Raw genomic sequence first — 20,806 nt, 5'->3', positions numbered from 1 at the left:
CGATTACACTCTGCACAAATATCTACATATAGTTTCACGGAGAGAAAATGGCGGCGGTGGTGATTAAGCGAGACGGCTGTAAAGTGCCGTTTGAAGCGCAGCGTATTGCGCTAGCGGTTCAGGCGGCGGCGCAAGCTGCTCAGATTGATGATGCGAGTTGGTGCACACAAGTCGCAGAGCAAGTGAGCCAGCGATTGTCCGATCGCATTGAGGTCGATATCCGTGACATTCAGTGCGCAGTGGAAGAGACGCTGATGGCCGGACGCTGGCCGCAGCTAGCGCGCGCGTATATCGAATATCGCCATGACCGTGATTTAGCCCGTGAACAGCGTGGCAAACTGCATCACGCCATTCGCGGCCTGGTTGAACAAACCAATGCCGCGCTGCTCAACGAAAACGCCAACAAAGACAGCAAAGTGATCCCCACCCAGCGCGATTTGCTGGCAGGCATCGTTGCCAAACATTATGCCCAGCAGCAGCTGCTGCCGCGTGATGTGGTTCTGGCGCATGAGCGCGGCGAGATTCATTACCACGACCTCGACTATTCGCCATTTTTCCCGATGTTTAACTGCATGTTGATCGATCTTCAGGGCATGTTGAACAATGGCTTCAAGATGGGCAACGCCGAAATCGAGCCGCCAAAATCCATTGCCACCGCGACGGCGGTGACAGCACAAATTATTGCGCAGGTCGCCAGCCATATTTACGGTGGTACCACCATCAACCGCATTGATGAAGTGCTGGCGCCGTTTGTGACGCTTAGTCTGGAGAAACATCGCGCCGTGGCACAGCAGTGGCAGATCCCGGATGCGGAAGCCTATGCGCGCGTGCGCACCGAGAAAGAGTGTTATGACGCATTCCAGTCTCTCGAATATGAGGTCAACACGCTGCACACTGCCAACGGGCAGACGCCGTTTGTCACCTTTGGCTTTGGTCTCGGCACCGATTGGGCCGCGCGCCTGATTCAGCAGTCGATTCTGCGTAATCGCATCGCAGGGTTGGGGAAAAACCATAAAACTGCGGTGTTCCCGAAACTGGTGTTTGCCATCCGCGAAGGGGTGAATCGTCGTCCCGGTGATTTTAACTACGACATCAAACAGCTGGCGCTGGAGTGTGCCAGCAAGCGCATGTATCCCGACATTCTCAATTACGACAAGGTGGTGGAAGTCACCGGTTCGTTCAAAACCCCGATGGGCTGCCGCAGCTTCCTCGGCGTGTATGAGGAAAACGGTAAGCAGATTCACGAAGGGCGAAACAATATTGGGGTCATAAGCCTGAACCTGCCGCGCATTGCACTGGAAGCCAAAGGCAATGAAGCTCATTTCTGGCTGCTGCTGGATGAACGGCTTGAACTGGCTAAACGGGCATTGATGACGCGCATCGCCCGGCTGGAGAAAACCAAAGCACGCGTAGCGCCGATTCTCTACATGGAGGGCGCGTGTGGCGTACGTTTGAACGCTGATGACGAAGTCGGCGCGATTTTCCGCAACGGCCGTGCTTCGATCTCGCTCGGCTACATCGGCCTGCATGAAACGCTGAACGCGCTGAGCGGCAATGAAGTCCATCCGTATGATGCGCAGCACCTGCGGGAAAAAGGTGTGGCGATTGTGCAGCGACTGCGTGCTGCTGTGGATGCGTGGAAAGACGAGACCGGCTACGGTTTTAGCCTGTACAGCACGCCAAGCGAGAATCTCTGCGATCGCTTCTGTCGTCTCGATGCCGCCGAATTTGGTGTGGTGCCGGGCGTCACCGACAAAGGCTACTACACCAACAGCTTCCATCTCGACGTCGAAAAGAAAGTAAATCCCTACGACAAGATCGACTTTGAAGCGCCCTACCCGGCCATTGCCAATGGCGGCTTCATCTGTTACGGCGAATACCCCAATATTCAACACAACCTCAAGGCGCTGGAGGATGTGTGGGATTACAGCTATCACCGCGTGCCCTATTACGGCACCAATACGCCCATCGATGAGTGCTACGAATGCGGCTTTACGGGTGAATTCAGTTGCACCAGCAAAGGCTTTACCTGTCCGTGCTGTGGTAACCACGAGCCGGCACGGGTTTCCGTCACGCGCCGTGTTTGTGGCTATCTGGGCAGCCCCGATGCGCGCCCCTTTAATGCCGGCAAGCAGGAAGAAGTACAGCGTCGCGTTAAACATCTGGATACCGGACAGTTAGGATGATGCGTATTCATCGCTATTACGCCGTCGATATCGTCAACGGGCCGGGCACGCGCTGCACGCTGTTTGTTGCCGGGTGCGAGCATCAGTGTCGCGGCTGCTACAACCAAAGTACCTGGCGCCTCGATTCCGGTGATCCCTTCACGCTGGAGATGGAAGAGCAGCTGATTGCCGATCTCAAGGATCAGCGCATTCCGCGCCAGGGGTTGTCGCTCAGCGGCGGCGATCCCCTGCATCCGCACAATGTGCCGCACATCCGTCGTCTGGTGAAACGCGTGCGGCGTGAATGCCCGGACAAAGATATCTGGCTGTGGACCGGCTATGAGATGGCGGAACTGAGCGCGGCACAGCGTGAAGTGGTGGATGAAATTGATGTGCTGATCGACGGGCGGTTTGTGGAAGCGGAGAAAGATGCGCGGCTGCTATGGCGCGGCAGCCGCAATCAGAAGATCTGGTATTTACGTCAGCCACAGGGCGATCGTACCGAGGATCATACCGCTCAGCACCACGCCAATCAGCGCGATCCACAGCGCGCGCGCCGGGAAGGCACGGTGCAGCATCAGTAGCGATGGCACACTCACGGCGGGTAAGGTTACCAGCAGCGCCAGCGCAGGCGCGATCCCCATGCCCGCCAGCATCATGGTCTGTACAATGGGAATTTCTGCAGCGGTGGGAATGACAAACAAACAGCCCGCTATCGCCATCAGCATCACCCAAAACAGCGTGTTGCCCACTGCGCCATCGGCATGCGGGAACAGCCAGACTCGCGCAGCACCCAATAACAGCACGGCAACGATATACAGCGGGATGGTGTTCCAGAACAGCCGCCACATCACGCGCAGCCAGCGAGTCAGAAACGGCTGCTCGCTGTCGGCAGCCATCACCATGGGCGCGGCAATGGTTTGTTCTGGCACGCTACGCTGCACCAGCGATGCAATGCCTGGCACCATGATCACGCCCGCCACCAGCCGAATCGCCGCGAAGTGCCAACCCAGCACAAATCCCATAAAGATTAGCGTGGCGGGATTTAATAGCGGATTGGCCAGCCAAAAGGCCATCGCCGCCCCGCTGGATACCTGCGACTGACGCAAACCCGCCGCCACCGGCGCGGCACAACAGGTGCACATCATCCCCGGCAAGCCTAAACCGGTGCCGATCAGCGTCGATCCAAACCGCGAGTTGCCCATCAGGCGCAGCAGCCAGTTGCGTGGGATCAGCACCTGTACCAGCGATCCCAAAATCACACCCAGCACTGCGGCTTTCCAGACGGCGAGGAAGTAAACCATCGCGTAATCCAGCGCCGCGCGCCACGGTGAATCCGCGGCATTCGCCAAAATGGATATGCCGATTGAATGGGTTTCAGCCGCTGTGAAGGCTTTGCCGTAATAGGGCTGCCATTTGACGTACCACAGGCCAATGACGACGACGGCGAGGAACAGCAAGGGTTTCCACCATGCGAAGCGCGCCGCTGGTGCAGAAGATGCAAGTTGGGTCATAGCAGATTCCGTATTCTACAGAATAACGTATGCCGCACCGGGAGGCGCGGCGGTTAATCCATAGTGTTATTCAGGTTATTGGAATCTGCTACGCAAAGTTAGCGTAAGTTTGATCGGGCGCGGAAAATTAACTTTCGCCGGTTTTATCGCGCTGCCAAAGGATTTTTTTGCCGAAGCCCAGCGCGTTGTCAGTCATCTTCAGCTCATCCAACATAATCTCCCACAAGGGTGCCTGAACCTTGCGGGCAATCGGATAACGTTTCTGGTAGGCATGGCGCGCCTGCACTTCACGCTCTCTAGTAAGCTGCTGAATACGGCCACTGTACTGCACGCCTTTGATTAGCAACACGGTTTTCGGCTGGCCGTTAACCGTCCCCGCCACGCGCGGATTAGCTTGCATAAGGGTGCCGTGTCGCGTATCGGGTTCGGTCATCAACCAAAACGCCATTCGTGTTTCATCCAGCACGTAAAAGCAGTTGGCACACCACAGATCGTCGCCATGACTGGCGCACAATGACAGGGCACGCTGTTTTTTAAGAAAACGAATAAGATGAGAATGGTCAGACACAATGCAACTCCATGTGGCAGATAGCGAGGCTAGCCTAAGCGCGCTACACTGCCCAACAGCCATTGAACAGGAAAAGTCATATGCAACAGGGCTGGCAGCTCTATATGCTGCAAACCGCCGCCGGGATGCTTTATACAGGCATTACCACAGATGTTCATCGCCGCCTGCAGCAGCATCAATCCGGGAAAGGTGCGCGCGCATTGCGTGGCAAGGGTCCGCTGACGCTGGTGTTTAACTGTGATGCCGGCGATCGCGCAGCCGCTTCGCGCCTGGAATATCAGGTGAAGCAGCTCAGTCGCACGCAAAAGCTGCTGCTGGTATCGCAGCAGCCTTCATGCCTGAATGCGTGGTTTAATCGAAACGATTAAAAGGTTCGGAGAAAGCGATTAATCCTTCTGCGCCCGTAAATGCATCATCCGCTAATTTATACACCTGAAATGCCGCTTCACTGCCCAGCCAGCGACAGTGCAAGCCGTGACGTGCCGCCGGTTCGAAGCCCAACGGGTTGTAGAATTCGGGATCGCCCAAGACCACCACGGCGCTGTAGCTGAACTCGTTCAGGGAATCGAGCCCTTCATACACCAGCTGTTTGGCAATGCCCTGCTTGCGCACCGATTCATCCACCGCCAGTGGCGCCAGCGCCACCCAATTGCGGTCTTCACCTTGTAAGGTCACCGGGCTAAAGGCGGCATAACCTAATACCTGCCCTTCATCATCCGTGGCCACTACACCTAGCGTTAATAAACCATCTTCACGCAGCTGCTGCACCAGTTCAGCCTCGGCGGAGGTCGCAAAACTACGCTTCAATAAGCTGTCGATGCCCGCCGCATCCACACCAATTTCAGTACGAATCAACATGAGATCCCCGCGCGCGCCTCAGCGGCCTCCGCGTCCTGTTTCATTCCTGCCTCAACAAAGGCAGCCAGCTGCTGCAACCCCGTGCGCAAAGACGTGGGCATGGCCTCCAGTTCAATGGCATCCATCAAATTCTTCACCTCCAAACCCAGCTCCGTGTCGCCCTCAATCACCAGACGGCGTTGGAAGAACAACATATCGGGGTCTGCTTTGCGTGCTGCCACCAGCAACAAGTCGTTGGCTTCACCGCGGAACCAGACATCTGCCTCGGCGTCGCGTGAAACGGTCAGGCGTCCATTCTGCAAGGTGGTGATCCAGCGCAGATTCACATCTGCAATCTCAATCCCAAGAAAGCGCCCTTCCAGAAAGTCTAACTCACCTTCAGACAAAGCATGACGAAATTGCCAGTTTAAGAGTTGTTGCAAAACCACTTTTTTTACAGGGAATGGGGTGAATGAAATAGGTAAGGCAAGGAATTCTGGGCCTTTTTTCACCATCAGGCCGCGTAAGCGCGAAAACATCATCAACAATCCCTTCAGAAAATTTTACCTATATTGCCACATCCAGACGCCCTCGCCTCCACTGAGATCAAGGAAATTGCGGAAGAATTGATTAAATAATCTTCACTCTGCATGCTGACTGACGCTTTCACTGCCTTAAATCAACATTCACGCCTGTCGCCTTCCCTACACTTTAACGCTTCGGAATTCGGGGGAGGAAATGTATGGAACTGCTGTGTCCAGCGGGGAATTTACCTGCGCTGAAATCGGCGGTGGAGCATGGCGCCGATGCAGTGTATGTCGGTTTGAAAGATGACACCAATGCCCGCCACTTTGCTGGCCTTAATTTTACTGACAAGAAGCTGGCAGAAGCGGCGCGCTTCCTGCACCAGCATCGCCGCAAGCTGCATGTGGCCATCAATACCTTTGCCCATCCTGATGGGATGAATCGCTGGCAAACGGCCATTGATGTGGCGGCGCAGAACGGCGCAGATGCCTTGATTCTCGCCGATATCGCTACGCTGGAGTATGCCGCGCAGCGTTATCCGCAGGTGGAACGCCACCTTTCCGTGCAAGCTTCGGCGACAAATTTGCAGGCCATCCACTTTTACCATCGCCATTTCGATCTCAGCCGCGTGGTGTTGCCGCGCGTATTGTCGATGCATCAGGTTAAACAGCTGGCGCGTGAAACACCGGTGCCGCTGGAAGTCTTTGCCTTTGGCAGCCTGTGCATTATGGCGGAAGGCCGTTGCTATCTCTCCTCCTGGCTGACGGGGGAATCACCCAACAGTGCGGGTGCCTGCTCGCCGGCAAAATTCGTGCGCTGGCAGCAAACGCCGCTGGGGATGGAATCACGCCTGAATGAAGTGCTGATTGATCGTTACAGCGCCGATGAGAGCGCCGGTTATCCCACGCTGTGTAAAGGGCGCTATGAAGTGGATGACCAGCGCTATCACGTGCTGGAAGAACCCACCAGCCTGAATACCTTATCGCTGTTGCCGGAGTTGCTTCGCGCCAATATCGCTTCGGTAAAAATTGAAGGCCGCCAGCGCAGTCCGGCTTATGTGGCGCAAGTAGCAAAAGTGTGGCGCCAGGCGATTGATCGCTGCATGGCCTCGCCCGAGCAATTCGCGGTGCAGGAACCCTGGATGCGCGCGTTGGGCGAACTTTCTGAAGGTAGCCAGACCACGCTCGGTGCCTATCACCGCAGCTGGCAGTGAGGAGATGCTATGAAATATGCCATCGGGCCGGTGCTGTGGTACTGGCCAACGGAAACGCTGGAACGCTTTTATCAGCAGGCTGCCGTCAGCTCTGCTGACATCATCTACCTCGGCGAAGCGGTATGCAGTAAACGTCGTGCAACCTCATTCCAGCAATGGATGGAATTAGCACGCCACCTGGCACAACACCGTAAACAGGTCGTGCTCAGCACGCTGGCGCTGTTGCAGTCGCCTTCGGAAGTCAAAGAGCTGCGGCGCTATGTGGAGAACGGTGAGTTTTTGCTGGAAGCCAACGACATCGGCACCGTTAACATGGCAGCCGAACGTAAGCTGCCGTTTGTCGCCGGGCCTACGCTTAACGTCTACAACGCGCAAACGCTACAGTTGCTGCTCAAAGAGGGTATGACGCGCTGGTGTTTACCGGTCGAGATGTCGCGCGACTGGCTGATTCAACTGTTGCAGCAGTGCGATGCCGCAGGCCTGCGCGACAAGTTCGAAGTGGAGGTATTGGGCTATGGCCATCTGCCGCTGGCGCTGTCGGCACGCTGCTTTACCGCCCGTTCCGAAAATCGCGCCAAAGATGACTGTCAAACTTGCTGTATTCACTATCCCACTGGTCGCCGCGTGCTGTCACAGGAGGGCCAACAGGTGTTTGTGTTGAATGGCATCCAGACCATGAGCGGCTACTGTTATAACCTTGGTAACGATTTGGCCGGCATGCATAACTGGATCGACATCGTACGCCTCTCGCCGCAGGATGAAACCACGCTAACAGAGGTTGCTCGCTTCCGTGCGAACGAAGCCGGTGAAGCGCCGCTGATGATGGCGCGCGGCAGTGAATGCAATGGTTACTGGCGTCGTTTAGCGGGTATGGCGCTTGAAGGCGGACGGTAAAGGCACATTCCGGCTATATTCCTGCTGTTAATAGCAGTTTTAATATGGGTAATGATGCGTAATACTGACTGGCGCAGGTCTGATAACACCTGCGCCATCATTATCTGGAGTGCCCATGTCTGAGAAAAAAAACGTTCGCCTGTCCGTGCTGGATCTTGCACCTATCCCGCAAGGTTCTGCTGCGCGCGAAGCTTTCCACAATTCGCTGGCGCTGGCGCGTCAATCTGAAGCCCTTGGTTTCCATCGTTACTGGCTCGCTGAGCACCACAACATGACCGGTATCGCCAGTGCGGCAACCTCCGTGTTGATTGGCTATCTGGCCGCGAATACCGAAACTCTGCGCCTCGGATCTGGCGGTATTATGCTGCCCAACCACGCACCGCTGGTGATCGCTGAACAGTTTGGTACGCTCGAATCCTTATACCCTGGCCGTATTGATTTAGGGCTGGGCCGTGCGCCAGGTTCTGACCAGCGCACCATGCTCGCACTGCGCCGCCATCTCTCCAGCGCCCAGGCGGACAGCTTCCCGGAAGATGTAGCAGAACTGATTCGTTGGTTTGATGCCGAAGAGGGTGAACATCCTCCGGTACAACCGGTACCGGGTTTAGGCTTAAAAATTCCAGTCTGGTTATTGGGTTCCAGCCTCTACAGCGCACAACTGGCTGCACAGCTCGGCTTGCCGTTCGCCTTTGCTTCCCACTTTGCACCGGACCTGTTGTTCCAGGCTTTGCATCTCTATCGTGAGAAATTCAAGCCTTCTGCGCGTCTGGCGAAACCTTATGCCATGGTGTGCGTCAACGTGGTCGCGGCGGATAGCGAGCGCGATGCGCGCTTCCTGTTTACCTCGATGCAGCAGCAGTTTATTAATCTGCGCCGGGGCAAACCGGGCCCGCTGCCAGCTCCTGTCGAAAACATGGATAACCTCTGGTCACCATCAGAGCAGTACGGTGTACAGCAGGCGTTGAGCATGTCGATTGTCGGTGACAGCGATAAAGTGCGTCAGGGGCTGGCTGCGCTGATGCGCGAAACGCAGGCCGATGAAATCATGGTTAATGGCCAGATTTTCGACCCGCAAGCCCGTCTGCGTTCCTTCGCACTGGCGATGGAAGCGGCACGCTCGCTGTAACGTTTACTGCTGTGGGGTCAATCCTTCTGGCCCCACAGCCACCATACGCACATCACGAGCCGGCGATTGCCCGTAAAAACGGCTGTATTCACGGCTAAACTGCGAAGCGCTCTGGTACCCCACGCGATACCCTGCGGTTCCCGCATCTAACTTATCAATCAACATCAAACGCCGCGCTTCGTTAAGACGTAACTGCTTTTGATACTGCATTGGTGTCATGGCCGTGACCGATTTGAAGTGATGGTGCAGCGACGAAATACTCATGCCCACGCTACTGGCCAGTTGATCCATCTTGAGCGGCTGATGAAAGTTTTCACGTAGCCAGCGTGCCGCGCGCGCCACTTTGTTGCCCGGCCGCTCCGTCAACGCCATGTTGAGGATGCGGGGTCCTTCCGGCCCGGTAAGGAGTCGATAGAAAATCTCTTGCTCAATTAACGGTGCCAGCGCCGGAATATCCTGAGGCTGATCCAACAGCTCAATCAGGCGGATCACGGCATCGACTAACGGCGGGGCCACTTTGTGCACAGTGATACCACGTTCGTTGGTCACCGCTGCGCCGATCTGCTGCAACGGGAAATGTTCGAGGTAGTGCATCAGGCGCGTTTCGTTGATGGTGATCCCCACGCCCAGATTCGGTTTTTCCTCCGTGGCCTGTACCACGCAGGATTGCACCGGCATATCCAGCGTCACCAGTAGCAGATCGCCCGGCCCGTAATGCATCACGTCTTCACCCATGCGCAATGCCTTTTGCCCTTGCGCCACCAGTGCAAAGCTGGCCCAGGTCGCAATATGCGACAGGCTCGTGGGTTTGGAGCTTCGGCCAAATGAGAGAAAATCGATTGGGCTGAAGTGACGGCCATCTTCCGGGGTATGACGCGCAATCATCGCCACCAACTGCTGCCACTGTTCCTGATGAATCATGCGTTGCGCACTCCGCGATGAGAAATCACTGTGTATCTATTCTCGCTTTTCCCCGATGCGGCGCCTAGTCCTTGAGCCACACTTTTGCAGGATCGTGCAAAAAGCTTGCAGGATTGCGCTACCGCAAAATTGTATGGACAGCGCATGCTTACCCTTCCCCGAATTCTCAGGTGGAGAGACACAATGAAAGCACTTGAAGGCAAAATTGCGCTGGTAACGGGCGCGTCGAAAGGCATTGGCGCCGCCATTGCTATGACTTTCGCGGCGGCCGGTGCTCGGGTCGTGGTTAACTATCGACAGGATGAAGCGGGCGCGGCAGATGTGGTCACTGACATCTGCGAGCTGGGCAGCGACGCCATCGCCGTTCAGGCCGATATCTCACGCGAGGCCGATGTGCAGCGTCTGTTCGCTCGCAGCATCGAGCAGTTTGGCGCACCGGATATTGTGGTCAATAATGCTGGCATCTTCCATCACGGTGACTTTGCCGAGCTCAGCCTTAGCGAAATGCAGCAGCAACTCAATGTGAACCTGTTAGGTACAGTGTTAGTGTGCCAGCAGGCGGCAAAACACTTCCCTGCGCGGGGTGGATCGATCATTAACCTGAGTGCGCTTCACAGTAAGCAGAGCACGCCTGGCTCAGTGCTGTGGGCCGCGACCAAAGGCGCAATCGATTCCTTAACGCAAGGTCTGGCGCGTGAGCTTGGGCCGCGTAATATCCGCGTTAATGCGTTAGCACCGGGCATTATCCTGACTGAAGGCTTGCTGGCCGCGAAGAAGATGAATCCAGATGTTAAGGCGAAACTGATCGCCGCGACGCCGCTAGGCCGATTTGGTCTGCCAGAAGATGTGGCACAGGTTGCCCTGTTTCTGGCATCAGAAGAGTCAGCCTACGTGAGTGGAGAGCGGGTGTTGATTGCCGGCGGCGTGTAACGTTTAATTTACGAGCATAAAAAAAGGGACGCCGCGGCGTCCCTTTTTACTATTTAGCGTTTTATCGCTTACGCGTCACGACGACGTGGTGCAGAAGCACCTTCTGGACGTGGGCCACGACCGCCTTCACGGTTGAAGCGTCCGCCTTCACGGCCACCTTCACGACGTTCAGAGAAGCGACGTGGTGCACCTTCGCCACGCGGAGCGCCATTACCACGACGCTCACCATCACGACCGCCTGGACGACGTTCACTACGCTCGAACGCAGGAGCATCACCCATCAACTGCATGTTCATCGGCTTGTTCAGGATGCGCGTGCGAGTGAAGTGCTGCAGAACTTCGCCCGGCATACCTTTAGGCAGCTCGATGGTTGAGTGCGTACCAAACAGCTTGATGTTACCGATGTAACGGCTGCTGATGTCGCCTTCGTTAGCAATCGCGCCCACGATATGGCGAACTTCAACACCATCATCACGGCCCACTTCAATGCGGTACAGCTGCATTTCGCCAACGTCACGACGTTCGCGACGTGGAGCGCCATCACGGTCACCGCGGCTTTCGCGTGGACCACGTGAGTCACGTGAATCGCGACGATCATCGCGGTCGCGGAACTCACGACGTGGTGGGCGTGGTGCTTCTGGTGGCAGAATCAGTGGACGTTCGCCCTGTGCCATTTTCAGCAGTGCTGCGGCCAGTGTTTCGAGATCCAGATCTTCGCCCGGCTGCATTTTGCTCAGCAGTGCACGGTACATATCCAGATCGCTGCTTTCCAGCTGCAGCTGTACTTTGGCGGCGAATTTAGCCAGACGGCGCTCGCTCAGCAGTTCTGCATTTGGCAGTTCAACTTCTGGAATAGTCAACTTCATGGTGCGTTCGATGTTACGCAGCAGACGACGCTCGCGGTTCTCAACGAACAGCAGCGCACGGCCCGCACGACCCGCACGACCGGTACGACCGATACGGTGAACGTAAGACTCAGCATCCATTGGGATGTCATAGTTAACAACCAGGCTGATACGCTCAACGTCCAGACCACGTGCTGCAACGTCGGTCGCGATCAGGATATCCAGACGACCATCTTTCAGGCGCTCCAGTGTCTGCTCACGCAGAGCCTGGTTCATGTCACCGTTCAGTGCTGCGCTGTTATAGCCGCTGCGCTCCAGCGCTTCAGCCACTTCCAGCGTTGCGTTTTTGGTACGCACGAAGATAATGGCAGCATCAAAGTCTTCCGCTTCCAGGAAACGCACCAGCGCGTCAGTTTTACGGCCATAAGCGGTCCAGTAAGACTGAGAAATGTCAGGACGCGTGGTCAGGCTTGACTGAATGCGCACTTCCTGTGGATCTTTCATGAAGCGTTTGGTGATACGACGAATCGCTTCTGGCATGGTCGCTGAGAACAGCGCGGTCTGATGACCGTCTGGGATCTGCGCCATGATGGTTTCAACGTCTTCGATGAAGCCCATACGCAGCATTTCATCAGCTTCGTCCAGCACCAGGCCGCGCAGGTTAGACAGATCTAACGTGCCGCGTTTCAGGTGATCCAGCAGACGACCAGGCGTACCTACGACAACCTGTGGTCCCTGGCGCAGTGCGCGCAGCTGAACGTCATAGCGCTGGCCGCCGTACAGGGCAACCACGTTCACGCCACGCATGTGTTTAGAGAATTCCGTCATGGCTTCAGCAACCTGAACAGCCAGTTCACGGGTTGGAGCCAGCACCAGGATCTGTGGTGCGCGGACGGATGGATCAATGTTGTTCAGTAACGGCAGGGAGAATGCCGCTGTTTTACCACTCCCGGTCTGCGCCATACCCAGCACATCACGGCCCGCCAGCAGGTGAGGAATACACTCAGCCTGGATTGGGGATGGCTTTTCGTAGCCCATACCGTTCAGTGATTCGAGGATGTCAGCGTTCAGGCCAAGGTCAGAAAAAGTGGTTTGAATATCAGTCATGTAGTACACGTGCCTCTTAGATTGCGGCGGCCAGTCTACATAACTCGTCGTGAAAATTTTCAGTCATTTTCATCAAAAAGTGTGAACCGGCTCAAATTAGAAGTTTTGACGAACAGAAAAGCCCTCACCTCGAAGATGATGACTTTACAAGTATTCAGGCAATAAAAGTTCGTCAGCTATTGCTGGTCAGATTCTGATAAATCGTCTTGTGTCTGGCCGAGTTGCGCCAGTTCCAACAATGCGTATCGGTGCTCAACAAAGTTGTTAACATTGTTAGCGACCGCCAGTTTGAACAACGCTTTCGCGTCGTCCTTCTCCCCCAGACTTAGGTAGTACTTACCTAAATAGAAGTTGGTTTCACTGAGATGTTCAGCGAGCGAGGTGTTATCCGTTGCGTCCGCCTTGAGACGTTCCATCAGCGTTTTTTCACTGATGTCGCCAAGGTAGAACTCGACAATATTCCATCCCCATTGGTCCCGGACCGCTTTGTCATGTCGCTGTCTCAGCGTGACTTTGGCCTTGTCGGCATCCATATCGCTTTCAACGAGATAGAGCCAAAGGCTGCGGAAAGGATCGTTAGGATCGTCTTGATAAAACGCCAGCAGATCATCTTGCGCTAACTTGTATCGACCGCCGTAATAGAGGGCGATACCACGGTTTAAATGCGCATAATTGTAAGTTGGATCAAGCTCAAGTACAGAATCAAACGCTTCATAGGCAGCATCAAAATTGCCTGCCTGCGTTAAGTATATACCGAGGTAGTTAAACACCTCAGGCATATCCGGTCTTATAGACAGCGCTTGCGAGAAATCGTTCCGCGCTAATGCCCTCAAACCCAAACTATCATACAACACTCCGCGCTCATATAATAGCTGTGCGCGTTCATCATCGGTCAGGGCACGACTGGCAAGAATTTGTTCCATTCGCGCCAGGATCACCTCTTGCTGCAGTGTGGGCTGCAAAGGTACTGCCAAAACTTCGTTCTTACGCCAATTGGAGTTGCTGCATCCTGCCAGCGTGATAGCTGTCGCAACAAAACACCAGCGCAAAAAAGGCTTCATTTCCCACTCCCGAATACAAACATTGGGATAACCATCCTGTCATCCGCCTGCTGTGCACAAGGATTCCCGCCCTCGCGATGATCCAAATACCTCTCCCCAAATTGCAGGGAGAGGCCAATCAGTAAACGCTTACTCGGCGTCAGATGCATTCGTTGCAGCAGGGGTTTCTTCCGCTGGTTTCTGCTCTGTCGCTTCTTTGATGCTCAGGCGTACGCGGCCCTGACGGTCCACTTCCATCACTTTCACTGGAACTTCCTGACCCATCTGCAGATAGTCGGTCACTTTCTCAACACGCTTATCAGCGATCTGAGAGATATGGACCAGACCTTCTTTACCGCCGCCGATTGCCACGAAGGCACCGAAATCAACGATACGCGTCACTTTACCAGAGTAGATACGACCCACTTCGATTTCAGCGGTGATCTCTTCGATACGACGAATCGCTTCCTTCGCTTTGTTGCCGTCGGTTGCTGCGATTTTCACGGTGCCATCATCTTCGATTTCGATGGTGGTGCCGGTTTCTTCGGTCAGCGCACGGATAACAGAACCGCCTTTACCGATAACATCTTTGATCTTGTCAGAGCTGATCTTGATGGTATAGATACGTGGTGCGAACTCAGAGATTTCCTGACGTGGGGTGCTGATGGCCTGCTCCATCACGCTCAGGATGTGCAGACGCGCGCCCTTAGCCTGATTCAGTGCAACCTGCATGATCTCACGGGTGATACCTTCAATTTTGATATCCATCTGCAGTGCAGTGATACCGTCGCGGCTACCCGCTACTTTGAAGTCCATATCGCCGAGGTGATCTTCATCGCCCAGGATGTCAGACAGAACCACGAAGTTTTCGTCTTCTTTAACCAGACCCATCGCAATACCGGCTACGGCTGCTTTGATCGGTACGCCTGCGTCCATCAGTGCCAGAGAAGCACCACACACAGAAGCCATTGAAGAAGAACCGTTAGATTCGGTGATTTCTGACACCACACGGACGGTGTACGGGAACTCTTCCTGCTTCGGCATCACTGCCAGCACGCCACGCTTCGCCAGACGGCCGTGACCAATTTCACGACGCTTCGGTGAGCCAACCATGCCGGTTTCGCCCACTGAGTATGGAGGGAAGTTATAGTGGAACAGGAAGCTATCAGTACGCTCGCCCATCAGCTCATCCAGGTTCTGCGCATCACGGGCGGTACCCAGTGTTGCGGTAACCAGTGCCTGCGTTTCACCACGGGTGAACAGAGAAGAACCGTGAGTACGTGGCAGCACGCCAGTACGTACATCCAGACCACGGATCATATCTTTTTCGCGGCCATCGATACGTGGCTCACCACGGATGATACGGCTACGCACGACGCTCTTCTCGAGATCGTGAACGATGTCAGCGATTTCGCCAGCATCCAGCGTTTCGTCTTCAGCCTGAAGGGCAGCGATAGTCGCGTCTTTAACTGCGCCAACCTGAGTGTAACGCTCTTGCTTATCAGTGATGCGGTAAGCATCAGCAATACCGGCTTCTGCCAGTGCAGCAACACGTGCAATCAGTGCATCGTTCGCTGGCTCTGGCTGCCAGTCCCAACGTGGTTTGCCTGCTTCAGCAACCAGTGCGTTGATGTTTTCGATAACAACCTGCTGCTGATCGTGGCCGAACACCACCGCGCCCAGCATCTGGTCTTCTGTCAGTACTTCTGCTTCAGATTCAACCATCAGAACCGCGTTCTGCGTACCTGCAACCACCAGGTCCAGACGTGAAGTTTTGATTTCATCAGCGGTTGGGTTCAAAACGTACTGGTCATTGATATAACCCACACGTGCTGCACCGATTGGGCCGTTGAATGGCAGGCCTGACAGCGCCAGCGCGGCAGATGCGCCGATCATCGCAACAATGTCCGGGTTAACCTGTGGGTTAACAGACACAACGGTCGCAATCACCTGCACTTCGTTGATGAAACCTTCCGGGAACAGTGGACGCACTGGACGGTCAATCAGACGAGAAATCAGGGTTTCGCCTTCGCTTGGACGGCCTTCACGACGGAAGAAGCTACCCGGGATACGACCAGCAGCGTAAGTACGCTCCTGATAGTTAACCGTCAGCGGGAAGAAATCCTGACCTGGTTTGGTTTTTTTCTGGCCAACAACAGTCACGAATACCGCGGTGTCGTCCATGCTCGCCATAACTGCTGCAGTGGCCTGGCGCGCCATCATGCCGGTTTCCAGCGTGACGGTATGCTGACCATATTGGAATTTGCGTACGATCGGGTTCAGCAAAATTTAAGTCCTTAAATTCGAGGGGCTGAGCACTTTTGAGCTCGCCGGGGTTTACCGATCTTTAGTTGCATCCTCGCGACTAATGACAATCTTCAACCGCTCATGCGGTAAAGCCTCTCATTAGCCGCGCGAAACGCTGCAAGCAAAGATCACTCTCAGCAACAATACATGAGTTTGGTACGGAATGCTGCGGATTGCTCGAAAAAAGGGGCCATAAAGGCCCCCTTTTCGCGAAACTCGCACAAATCTGATCGTCAGATGCGCTTTTCTGCATAGTGCATGTGCTACATCGTTGATCAGATTCTTCAGACTTAGCGACGCAGACCCAGGGTTTCGATCAGGCTGGTGTAACGTGCAACGTCTTTACGCTTCAGGTAGTCCAGCAGCTTACGACGCTGAGATACCATGCGCAGCAGACCGCGACGGCTGTGGTGGTCTTTTTTGTGCTCAGAGAAGTGACCCTGCAGGTGGTTAATCTGAGCAGTCAGCAGAGCAACCTGAACTTCAGTTGAACCGCTGTCGTTAGCACCACGACCGAATTTAGCAACGATCTCTGCTTTAGCTTCTACGCTTAGAGACATAATAAACTCCGAAATAATAAATGAATGGTTGGGTGCCGATCTCTAATTCAGCAGCCCGCTTTACTTTAAAAGCCGCGCTATTCTACTCTTCGCCTGATTGCAACGCAAATGCGCCGTTAGCTCAAACGTGAATGTGTTGATTAGGCGGGAAACTCGACCACCAGGCGACGCGGCGCCACGCGTCCATCCTCAGCGATTTCTGCCATGCCGATAAATTTATGTTCTTCACCTTCGGTAACACGCACCAATCCCTGTTCAGGCGCATTCGCCACCTGCACCGGCATCCCCTGTTTGAAATAAGCGGCGACAGAGGGCAGCAAATTGACGATGGGGAACTCCTCCGCAGGGCTATCCATTGGCAGCAGCAGTGCATCCAGTGCACGGTAGTCTGGCGTTTCTGCTGCGTTGGCTTCAGCCGCCATCGCCTGCAACTGCTCAAAGGTGATCATGCGATCAATCGGATACTTTGCCACCTGCAAACGACGCAACATAATCACATGTGCGCCGCAGCCGAGCTTCTCGCCGAGGTCATCGATGATGGTGCGAATATAAGTGCCTTTGGAAACGTGAATTTCCAGCTCCAGCTCATCCCCTTCCCAGCGAATAAACTGCAGTTCAAACACGGTGATCGGTCGTGCTTCACGCGGTACGGTAATGCCTTCACGCGCGTATTCATACAGCTTGCGGCCCTGGTACTTCAACGCAGAGAACATGGTGGGTACTTGTAAGGTGTCACCACGGAAGCTCTCCAGCGCCGCATCAAGCTGGGCTTGATTGAAGGTCACCAGGCGCGTTTCGACGATATTGCCATCAGCGTCTGAGGTATCGGTACGCTCGCCGAGGCGGGCAATAACGCGATAGCGTTTATCGGAATCGAGCAGGAACTGCGAGAACTTCGTCGCTTCACCGAGGCAGATCGGCAGCATGCCTGTTGCCAGGGGATCAAGCGCACCCGTGTGACCCGCTTTGTTAGCATGGAACAGACGCTTCACTTTCTGCAGCACATCGTTCGAGGATGCGCCCTGATGCTTATCCAGCAAAAACACACCGTGGACGTCGCGACCGCGACGACGAGGACGACTCATTAGTCCTCCTTGTCATCTTCCGCCGGGCTTTCGCCACGACGCTCAACGTCACTTTTGATCACGTTGCTGACCAGGTTAGACATGCGCATCCCTTCGATCAGCGAGTTGTCATAGAAGAAGGTCAGTTCAGGTACGATACGCAGACGCATCGCTTTCCCCACCAGAATACGGATATAACCTGAGGCTTCTTTCAGCGCCTTCAGACCATTTTTTACCGCATCTTCATCCTGGTCATTCAAAAAGGTCACGAAGACTTTGGCATACGCCAGGTCGCGCGACACTTCTACGCCGGATACCGTTACCATCATGCCGAGGCGCGGGTCTTTAATTTCACGTTGCAGGATAATTGCGATTTCTTTCTGCAGTTCCTGAGATACGCGCTGTGGGCGGCCAAATTCTTTTGCCATTTTTTCTTTCTCCCAAATAATTCGGGAGGCCAGAGGCCTCCCAAATTGCAACACATCAAGTGATGATCAATCGATGGTGCGTTTAATTTCAATCACTTCAAAGACTTCGATCATGTCACCAACGCGAACGTCGTTGTAGTTCTTCACGCCGATACCACACTCCATGCCGTTACGCACTTCGTTGACATCGTCTTTAAAGCGACGCAGAGATTCCAGCTCGCCTTCGTAAATCACCACGTTGTCGCGCAGTACGCGAATCGGGTTGTGACGTTTGATGTTGCCTTCGGTGACCATACAGCCAGCAATGGCGCCAAATTTCGGTGACTTGAACACGTCACGCACTTCGGCCAGACCAATGATCTGCTGTTTGAATTCCGGTGCCAGCATGCCGCTCATGGCTGCTTTTACTTCGTCAATCAGATTATAGATAACGGAGTAGTAGCGCAGGTCCACGTTTTCAGCGTCAATCACGCGACGCGCAGAAGCGTCAGCACGGACGTTAAAGCCGAGAATGATGGCGTTGGAAGCCGCTGCCAGGGTCGCGTCGGTTTCGGTGATACCACCCACGCCCGAACCGATAATCTTCACCTTCACTTCGTCGGTGGAGAGTTTCAGCAGCGAGTCGGAGATCGCTTCCACCGAACCCTGTACGTCGGACTTCAGCACGATGTTCAGCTCGGACACTTCGCCTTCGGTCATGTTGGCGAACATGTTCTCCAACTTCGACTTCTGCTGACGCGCCAGTTTCACTTCGCGGAATTTGCCCTGACGATACAGTGCAACTTCACGTGCTTTCTTCTCATCACGCACAACAGTCGCTTCATCACCCGCTGCTGGCACACCAGACAGACCGAGGATTTCCACTGGAATGGATGGACCCGCTTCCAGCACTTCACGACCCAGTTCGTCACGCATCGCACGGACACGGCCGTATTCGAAGCCGCACAGTACGATATCGCCTTTGTTCAGCGTACCTTCACGCACCAGCACGGTCGCAACCGGGCCACGACCTTTGTCGAGGAAGGATTCGATGACCACGCCGCTCGCCATACCTTCACGAATGGCGGTCAGTTCCAGAACTTCAGCCTGCAGCAGAATCGCATTCAGCAGGTCATCAATACCGGTACCCGCTTTCGCAGAGACGTTAACGAACATGTTTTCACCGCCCCACTCTTCCGGAATGATTCCGTACTGGGTCAGTTCATTCTTCACGCGATCCGGGTCTGCTTCTGGCTTATCAATCTTGTTCACTGCAACCACAACCGGCACTTTGGCCGCTTTGGCGTGCTGGATGGCTTCGATAGTCTGTGGCATCACGCCGTCATCGGCAGCAACCACCAGAATTACGATATCCGTTGCCTGCGCACCACGTGCACGCATCGCGGTAAACGCGGCGTGGCCCGGGGTATCCAGGAAGGTTACCATACCGTTGTCAGTTTCAACGTGGTAAGCACCGATATGCTGTGTAATACCGCCAGCCTCGCCTGAAGCGACTTTGGTTGAGCGGATATAGTCCAGCAGCGAGGTTTTACCATGGTCAACGTGACCCATGATAGTGACCACCGGAGCGCGTGACTCCTGCGCTGCATCGGTATCACGATCGTCCATCACCGCTTCTTCCAGTTCGTTCTCGCGGCGCAGGATCACTTTGTGACCCATTTCTTCCGCAACCAACTGGGCTGTTTCCTGGTCGATGACTTGGTTAATGGTCGCCATTGCGCCCATTTTCATCATCGCTTTGATAACCAGTGAGCCTTTCACCGCCATTTTGTTTGCCAGCTCGGCAACAGTAATGGTTTCGCCGATGATCACATCACGGTTAACAGCCTGAACGGGTTTGTTGAAGCCCTGCTGCAGTGCGCTTGGCTTACGGTTTTTACCACCTTTACCACCACGGAACTGCGCACGCGCTTCTTCGCGATCAGTTTTCGCTTCAGAATGCTTGTTGCCTTTTTTGGCTGGGCGCGCTGCTTTGGTGGTACGCGCACGTCCACGTCCGCCTTCAACTTCGCGGTCGTTTTCGTCTTCAGCCTGACGGGCATGAGTGGAAGTGGTGACATGGTAGTCGCCTTTGTCTTCTTCCTCTGGTTTTTCCCATTCAGCTGATTTCTCTTCAGCCAGGCGGCGGGCTTCTTCTGCCACACGGCGAGCGTCTTCTTCCAGCTTACGGCGTGCTTCTTCCTCCGCTTTGCGTTTCAGATCAGCCGCTTCGGCTTCACGACGCGCCTTATCAGACTGCGCAGCCTTGGTTACTTCATCGGTAGGTTGATTAGTCACTTTCTCATTTTCCGCTGCTTCACGCTTGGCCTTTTCAGCGGCTTCGCGCTTGGCTTTATCTTCGGCTTCACGTTGCGCTTTTTGTTCAGCTTCGCGACGGGCTTGTTCTTCTGCCTCGCGACGCGCCTGCTCTTCCGCTTCACGCTGCGCCTCGGCTTCAGCTTCTGCCTGAGCTTGCTCAGACTCAGCATCACCTTTCACGTATGTGCGTTTTTTGCGGACTTCGATTTGCACCGACTTACTTTTACCCCCGGTGACGGGAATATTCAAGGTGCTGCGCGTTTTGCGCTGTAATGTCAGTTTACTTGAACCGGTCTGACCGTGCTCACGATTCAAATGGGACAGTAAGGTTTCTTTCTCTTGCTGGGACACCGCATCGTTTTCAGACTTGCGGATCCCTGCGTCAGCAAATTGCTGTACCAGGCGATCGACCGGAGTCTGAATTTCGGCGGCCAGCGATTTTACGGTTACATCTGTCATGCTGT

At 54.8% G+C, this 20,806-nt stretch carries 19 protein-coding genes and 1 pseudogene; 7 read left to right on the top strand and 13 right to left on the bottom strand.

Going from position 1 to position 20,806, the window contains the following annotated elements:
- Positions 1-47 precede the first annotated feature (47 nt).
- Together nrdD and nrdG are read left to right on the top strand one after the other, a co-directional pair.
- On the top strand, positions 48-2,186 hold the full coding sequence (gene nrdD / locus CRO33_RS11435) for an anaerobic ribonucleoside-triphosphate reductase (protein ID WP_097118217.1): 2,139 nt from the start codon (positions 48-50) through the stop codon (positions 2,184-2,186).
- Positions 2,183-2,647: pseudogene (gene nrdG / locus CRO33_RS11430) on the top strand (anaerobic ribonucleoside-triphosphate reductase-activating protein); the annotation flags it as partial. The gene nrdD and the pseudogene nrdG, both read left to right, overlap by 4 nt.
- On the opposite strand, the gene CRO33_RS11425 reads toward nrdG, so the two are convergent.
- Both CRO33_RS11425 and CRO33_RS11420 read right to left on the bottom strand, forming a co-directional pair.
- Positions 2,642-3,679: a permease gene (locus CRO33_RS11425; RefSeq protein WP_097118215.1), complete on the bottom strand. Its 1,038-nt coding sequence runs from the start codon at positions 3,677-3,679 to the stop codon at positions 2,642-2,644. The pseudogene nrdG and the gene CRO33_RS11425 sit on opposite strands and share 6 nt — an antisense overlap.
- A 127-nt stretch (positions 3,680-3,806) precedes the next feature.
- Positions 3,807-4,247, bottom strand: a complete 441-nt coding sequence (locus CRO33_RS11420) for a YhbP family protein (RefSeq protein WP_097118214.1) — start codon at positions 4,245-4,247, stop codon at positions 3,807-3,809.
- An 80-nt stretch (positions 4,248-4,327) separates the two neighbouring features.
- Between CRO33_RS11420 and CRO33_RS11415 the strand changes: the two genes are divergently transcribed.
- Positions 4,328-4,615 (top strand): GIY-YIG nuclease family protein, encoded by a 288-nt coding sequence (locus CRO33_RS11415; protein WP_034826490.1) that lies wholly within the window; start codon positions 4,328-4,330, stop codon positions 4,613-4,615.
- On the opposite strand, the gene CRO33_RS11410 is transcribed toward CRO33_RS11415, so the two are convergent.
- Positions 4,599-5,105 (bottom strand): GNAT family N-acetyltransferase, encoded by a 507-nt coding sequence (locus CRO33_RS11410; protein ID WP_034826492.1) that lies wholly within the window; start codon positions 5,103-5,105, stop codon positions 4,599-4,601. The genes CRO33_RS11415 and CRO33_RS11410 overlap by 17 nt on opposite strands.
- Positions 5,099-5,623, bottom strand: a complete 525-nt coding sequence (gene ubiT, locus CRO33_RS11405; protein ID WP_058959461.1) for a ubiquinone anaerobic biosynthesis accessory factor UbiT — start codon at positions 5,621-5,623, stop codon at positions 5,099-5,101. Before ubiT ends, CRO33_RS11410 begins: the two co-directional genes overlap by 7 nt.
- Positions 5,624-5,826: 203 nt before the next feature.
- Between ubiT and ubiU the strand changes: the two genes are divergently transcribed.
- The 3 genes from ubiU to CRO33_RS11390 all read left to right on the top strand — a co-directional run bounded on the left by ubiU (position 5,827) and on the right by CRO33_RS11390 (position 8,842).
- Positions 5,827-6,822: a ubiquinone anaerobic biosynthesis protein UbiU gene (ubiU, locus tag CRO33_RS11400; RefSeq protein ID WP_097118213.1), complete on the top strand. Its 996-nt coding sequence runs from the start codon at positions 5,827-5,829 to the stop codon at positions 6,820-6,822.
- Positions 6,823-6,831: 9 nt separating this feature from the next.
- The gene (locus CRO33_RS11395; RefSeq protein WP_097118212.1) at positions 6,832-7,716 is read left to right on the top strand and encodes a U32 family peptidase; all 885 of its coding nucleotides are present in this window, start codon (positions 6,832-6,834) and stop codon (positions 7,714-7,716) included.
- Between the two features lie 115 nt (positions 7,717-7,831).
- On the top strand, positions 7,832-8,842 hold the full coding sequence (locus tag CRO33_RS11390) for a luciferase-like monooxygenase (RefSeq protein ID WP_034826498.1): 1,011 nt from the start codon (positions 7,832-7,834) through the stop codon (positions 8,840-8,842).
- Between the two features lie 3 nt (positions 8,843-8,845).
- Here the strand turns inward: CRO33_RS11390 and CRO33_RS11385 are convergent, their stop codons facing one another.
- Positions 8,846-9,763 (bottom strand): AraC family transcriptional regulator, encoded by a 918-nt coding sequence (locus CRO33_RS11385; protein ID WP_097118211.1) that lies wholly within the window; start codon positions 9,761-9,763, stop codon positions 8,846-8,848.
- 183 nt (positions 9,764-9,946) lie between these two features.
- Between CRO33_RS11385 and CRO33_RS11380 the strand changes: the two genes are divergently transcribed.
- Positions 9,947-10,693 carry an SDR family NAD(P)-dependent oxidoreductase gene (locus CRO33_RS11380; RefSeq protein ID WP_097118210.1) on the top strand — a complete coding sequence of 249 codons (747 nt, stop codon included), beginning with the start codon at positions 9,947-9,949 and terminating at the stop codon, positions 10,691-10,693.
- A 68-nt stretch (positions 10,694-10,761) separates the two neighbouring features.
- Here CRO33_RS11380 and CRO33_RS11375 read toward each other — a convergent pair whose 3' ends face one another.
- From CRO33_RS11375 to infB, 8 genes are all read right to left on the bottom strand, one after another.
- Entirely contained in the window at positions 10,762-12,645 is a 1,884-nt protein-coding gene (locus tag CRO33_RS11375) for a DEAD/DEAH family ATP-dependent RNA helicase (RefSeq protein WP_097118209.1), read from the bottom strand.
- Between the two features lie 16 nt (positions 12,646-12,661).
- Positions 12,662-12,718 (bottom strand): protein YrbN, encoded by a 57-nt coding sequence (yrbN, locus tag CRO33_RS24960; protein WP_100229640.1) that lies wholly within the window; start codon positions 12,716-12,718, stop codon positions 12,662-12,664.
- Positions 12,719-12,821: 103 nt separating this feature from the next.
- Entirely contained in the window at positions 12,822-13,706 is an 885-nt protein-coding gene (nlpI, locus tag CRO33_RS11370) for a lipoprotein NlpI (protein ID WP_008104288.1), read from the bottom strand.
- A gap of 129 nt (positions 13,707-13,835) precedes the next feature.
- Positions 13,836-15,971: a polyribonucleotide nucleotidyltransferase gene (gene pnp, locus CRO33_RS11365; protein ID WP_097118208.1), complete on the bottom strand. Its 2,136-nt coding sequence runs from the start codon at positions 15,969-15,971 to the stop codon at positions 13,836-13,838.
- A 311-nt stretch (positions 15,972-16,282) separates the two neighbouring features.
- On the bottom strand, positions 16,283-16,552 hold the full coding sequence (gene rpsO, locus CRO33_RS11360; protein WP_034826514.1) for a 30S ribosomal protein S15: 270 nt from the start codon (positions 16,550-16,552) through the stop codon (positions 16,283-16,285).
- A gap of 140 nt (positions 16,553-16,692) precedes the next feature.
- The gene (gene truB, locus CRO33_RS11355) at positions 16,693-17,637 is read right to left on the bottom strand and encodes a tRNA pseudouridine(55) synthase TruB (RefSeq protein WP_097118207.1); all 945 of its coding nucleotides are present in this window, start codon (positions 17,635-17,637) and stop codon (positions 16,693-16,695) included.
- On the bottom strand, positions 17,637-18,044 hold the full coding sequence (rbfA, locus tag CRO33_RS11350; protein ID WP_034826517.1) for a 30S ribosome-binding factor RbfA: 408 nt from the start codon (positions 18,042-18,044) through the stop codon (positions 17,637-17,639). The genes truB and rbfA overlap by 1 nt, the downstream gene beginning before the upstream one ends.
- Before the next feature lie 66 nt (positions 18,045-18,110).
- Entirely contained in the window at positions 18,111-20,801 is a 2,691-nt protein-coding gene (gene infB, locus CRO33_RS11345; protein ID WP_034826524.1) for a translation initiation factor IF-2, read from the bottom strand.
- Positions 20,802-20,806: the final 5 nt, after the last annotated feature.

The sequence above is a fragment of the Pantoea sp. GL120224-02 genome (assembly GCF_900215395.1).
GTDB classification, from domain to species: Bacteria; Pseudomonadota; Gammaproteobacteria; order Enterobacterales; family Enterobacteriaceae; genus Pantoea; species Pantoea communis.
This window is presented reverse-complemented; position numbering and strand designations above follow the sequence as displayed.

Bases quoted from the DNA above. Each gene is read 5' to 3' on its own strand.
- nrdD (WP_097118217.1), top strand. From the start codon at position 48: ATGGCGGCGGTGGTGATTAAGCGAGACGGCTGTAAAGTGCCGTTTGAA.
- CRO33_RS11425 (WP_097118215.1), bottom strand. From the start codon at position 3,679: ATGACCCAACTTGCATCTTCTGCACCAGCGGCGCGCTTCGCATGGTGG.
- CRO33_RS11415 (WP_034826490.1), top strand. From the start codon at position 4,328: ATGCAACAGGGCTGGCAGCTCTATATGCTGCAAACCGCCGCCGGGATG.
- CRO33_RS11410 (WP_034826492.1), bottom strand. From the start codon at position 5,105: ATGTTGATTCGTACTGAAATTGGTGTGGATGCGGCGGGCATCGACAGC.
- ubiT (WP_058959461.1), bottom strand. From the start codon at position 5,623: ATGTTTTCGCGCTTACGCGGCCTGATGGTGAAAAAAGGCCCAGAATTC.
- ubiU (WP_097118213.1), top strand. From the start codon at position 5,827: ATGGAACTGCTGTGTCCAGCGGGGAATTTACCTGCGCTGAAATCGGCG.
- CRO33_RS11395 (WP_097118212.1), top strand. From the start codon at position 6,832: ATGAAATATGCCATCGGGCCGGTGCTGTGGTACTGGCCAACGGAAACG.
- CRO33_RS11390 (WP_034826498.1), top strand. From the start codon at position 7,832: ATGTCTGAGAAAAAAAACGTTCGCCTGTCCGTGCTGGATCTTGCACCT.
- CRO33_RS11385 (WP_097118211.1), bottom strand. From the start codon at position 9,763: ATGATTCATCAGGAACAGTGGCAGCAGTTGGTGGCGATGATTGCGCGT.
- CRO33_RS11380 (WP_097118210.1), top strand. From the start codon at position 9,947: ATGAAAGCACTTGAAGGCAAAATTGCGCTGGTAACGGGCGCGTCGAAA.
- CRO33_RS11375 (WP_097118209.1), bottom strand. From the start codon at position 12,645: ATGACTGATATTCAAACCACTTTTTCTGACCTTGGCCTGAACGCTGAC.
- nlpI (WP_008104288.1), bottom strand. From the start codon at position 13,706: ATGAAGCCTTTTTTGCGCTGGTGTTTTGTTGCGACAGCTATCACGCTG.
- rpsO (WP_034826514.1), bottom strand. From the start codon at position 16,552: ATGTCTCTAAGCGTAGAAGCTAAAGCAGAGATCGTTGCTAAATTCGGT.
- truB (WP_097118207.1), bottom strand. From the start codon at position 17,637: ATGAGTCGTCCTCGTCGTCGCGGTCGCGACGTCCACGGTGTGTTTTTG.
- rbfA (WP_034826517.1), bottom strand. From the start codon at position 18,044: ATGGCAAAAGAATTTGGCCGCCCACAGCGCGTATCTCAGGAACTGCAG.
- infB (WP_034826524.1), bottom strand. From the start codon at position 20,801: ATGACAGATGTAACCGTAAAATCGCTGGCCGCCGAAATTCAGACTCCG.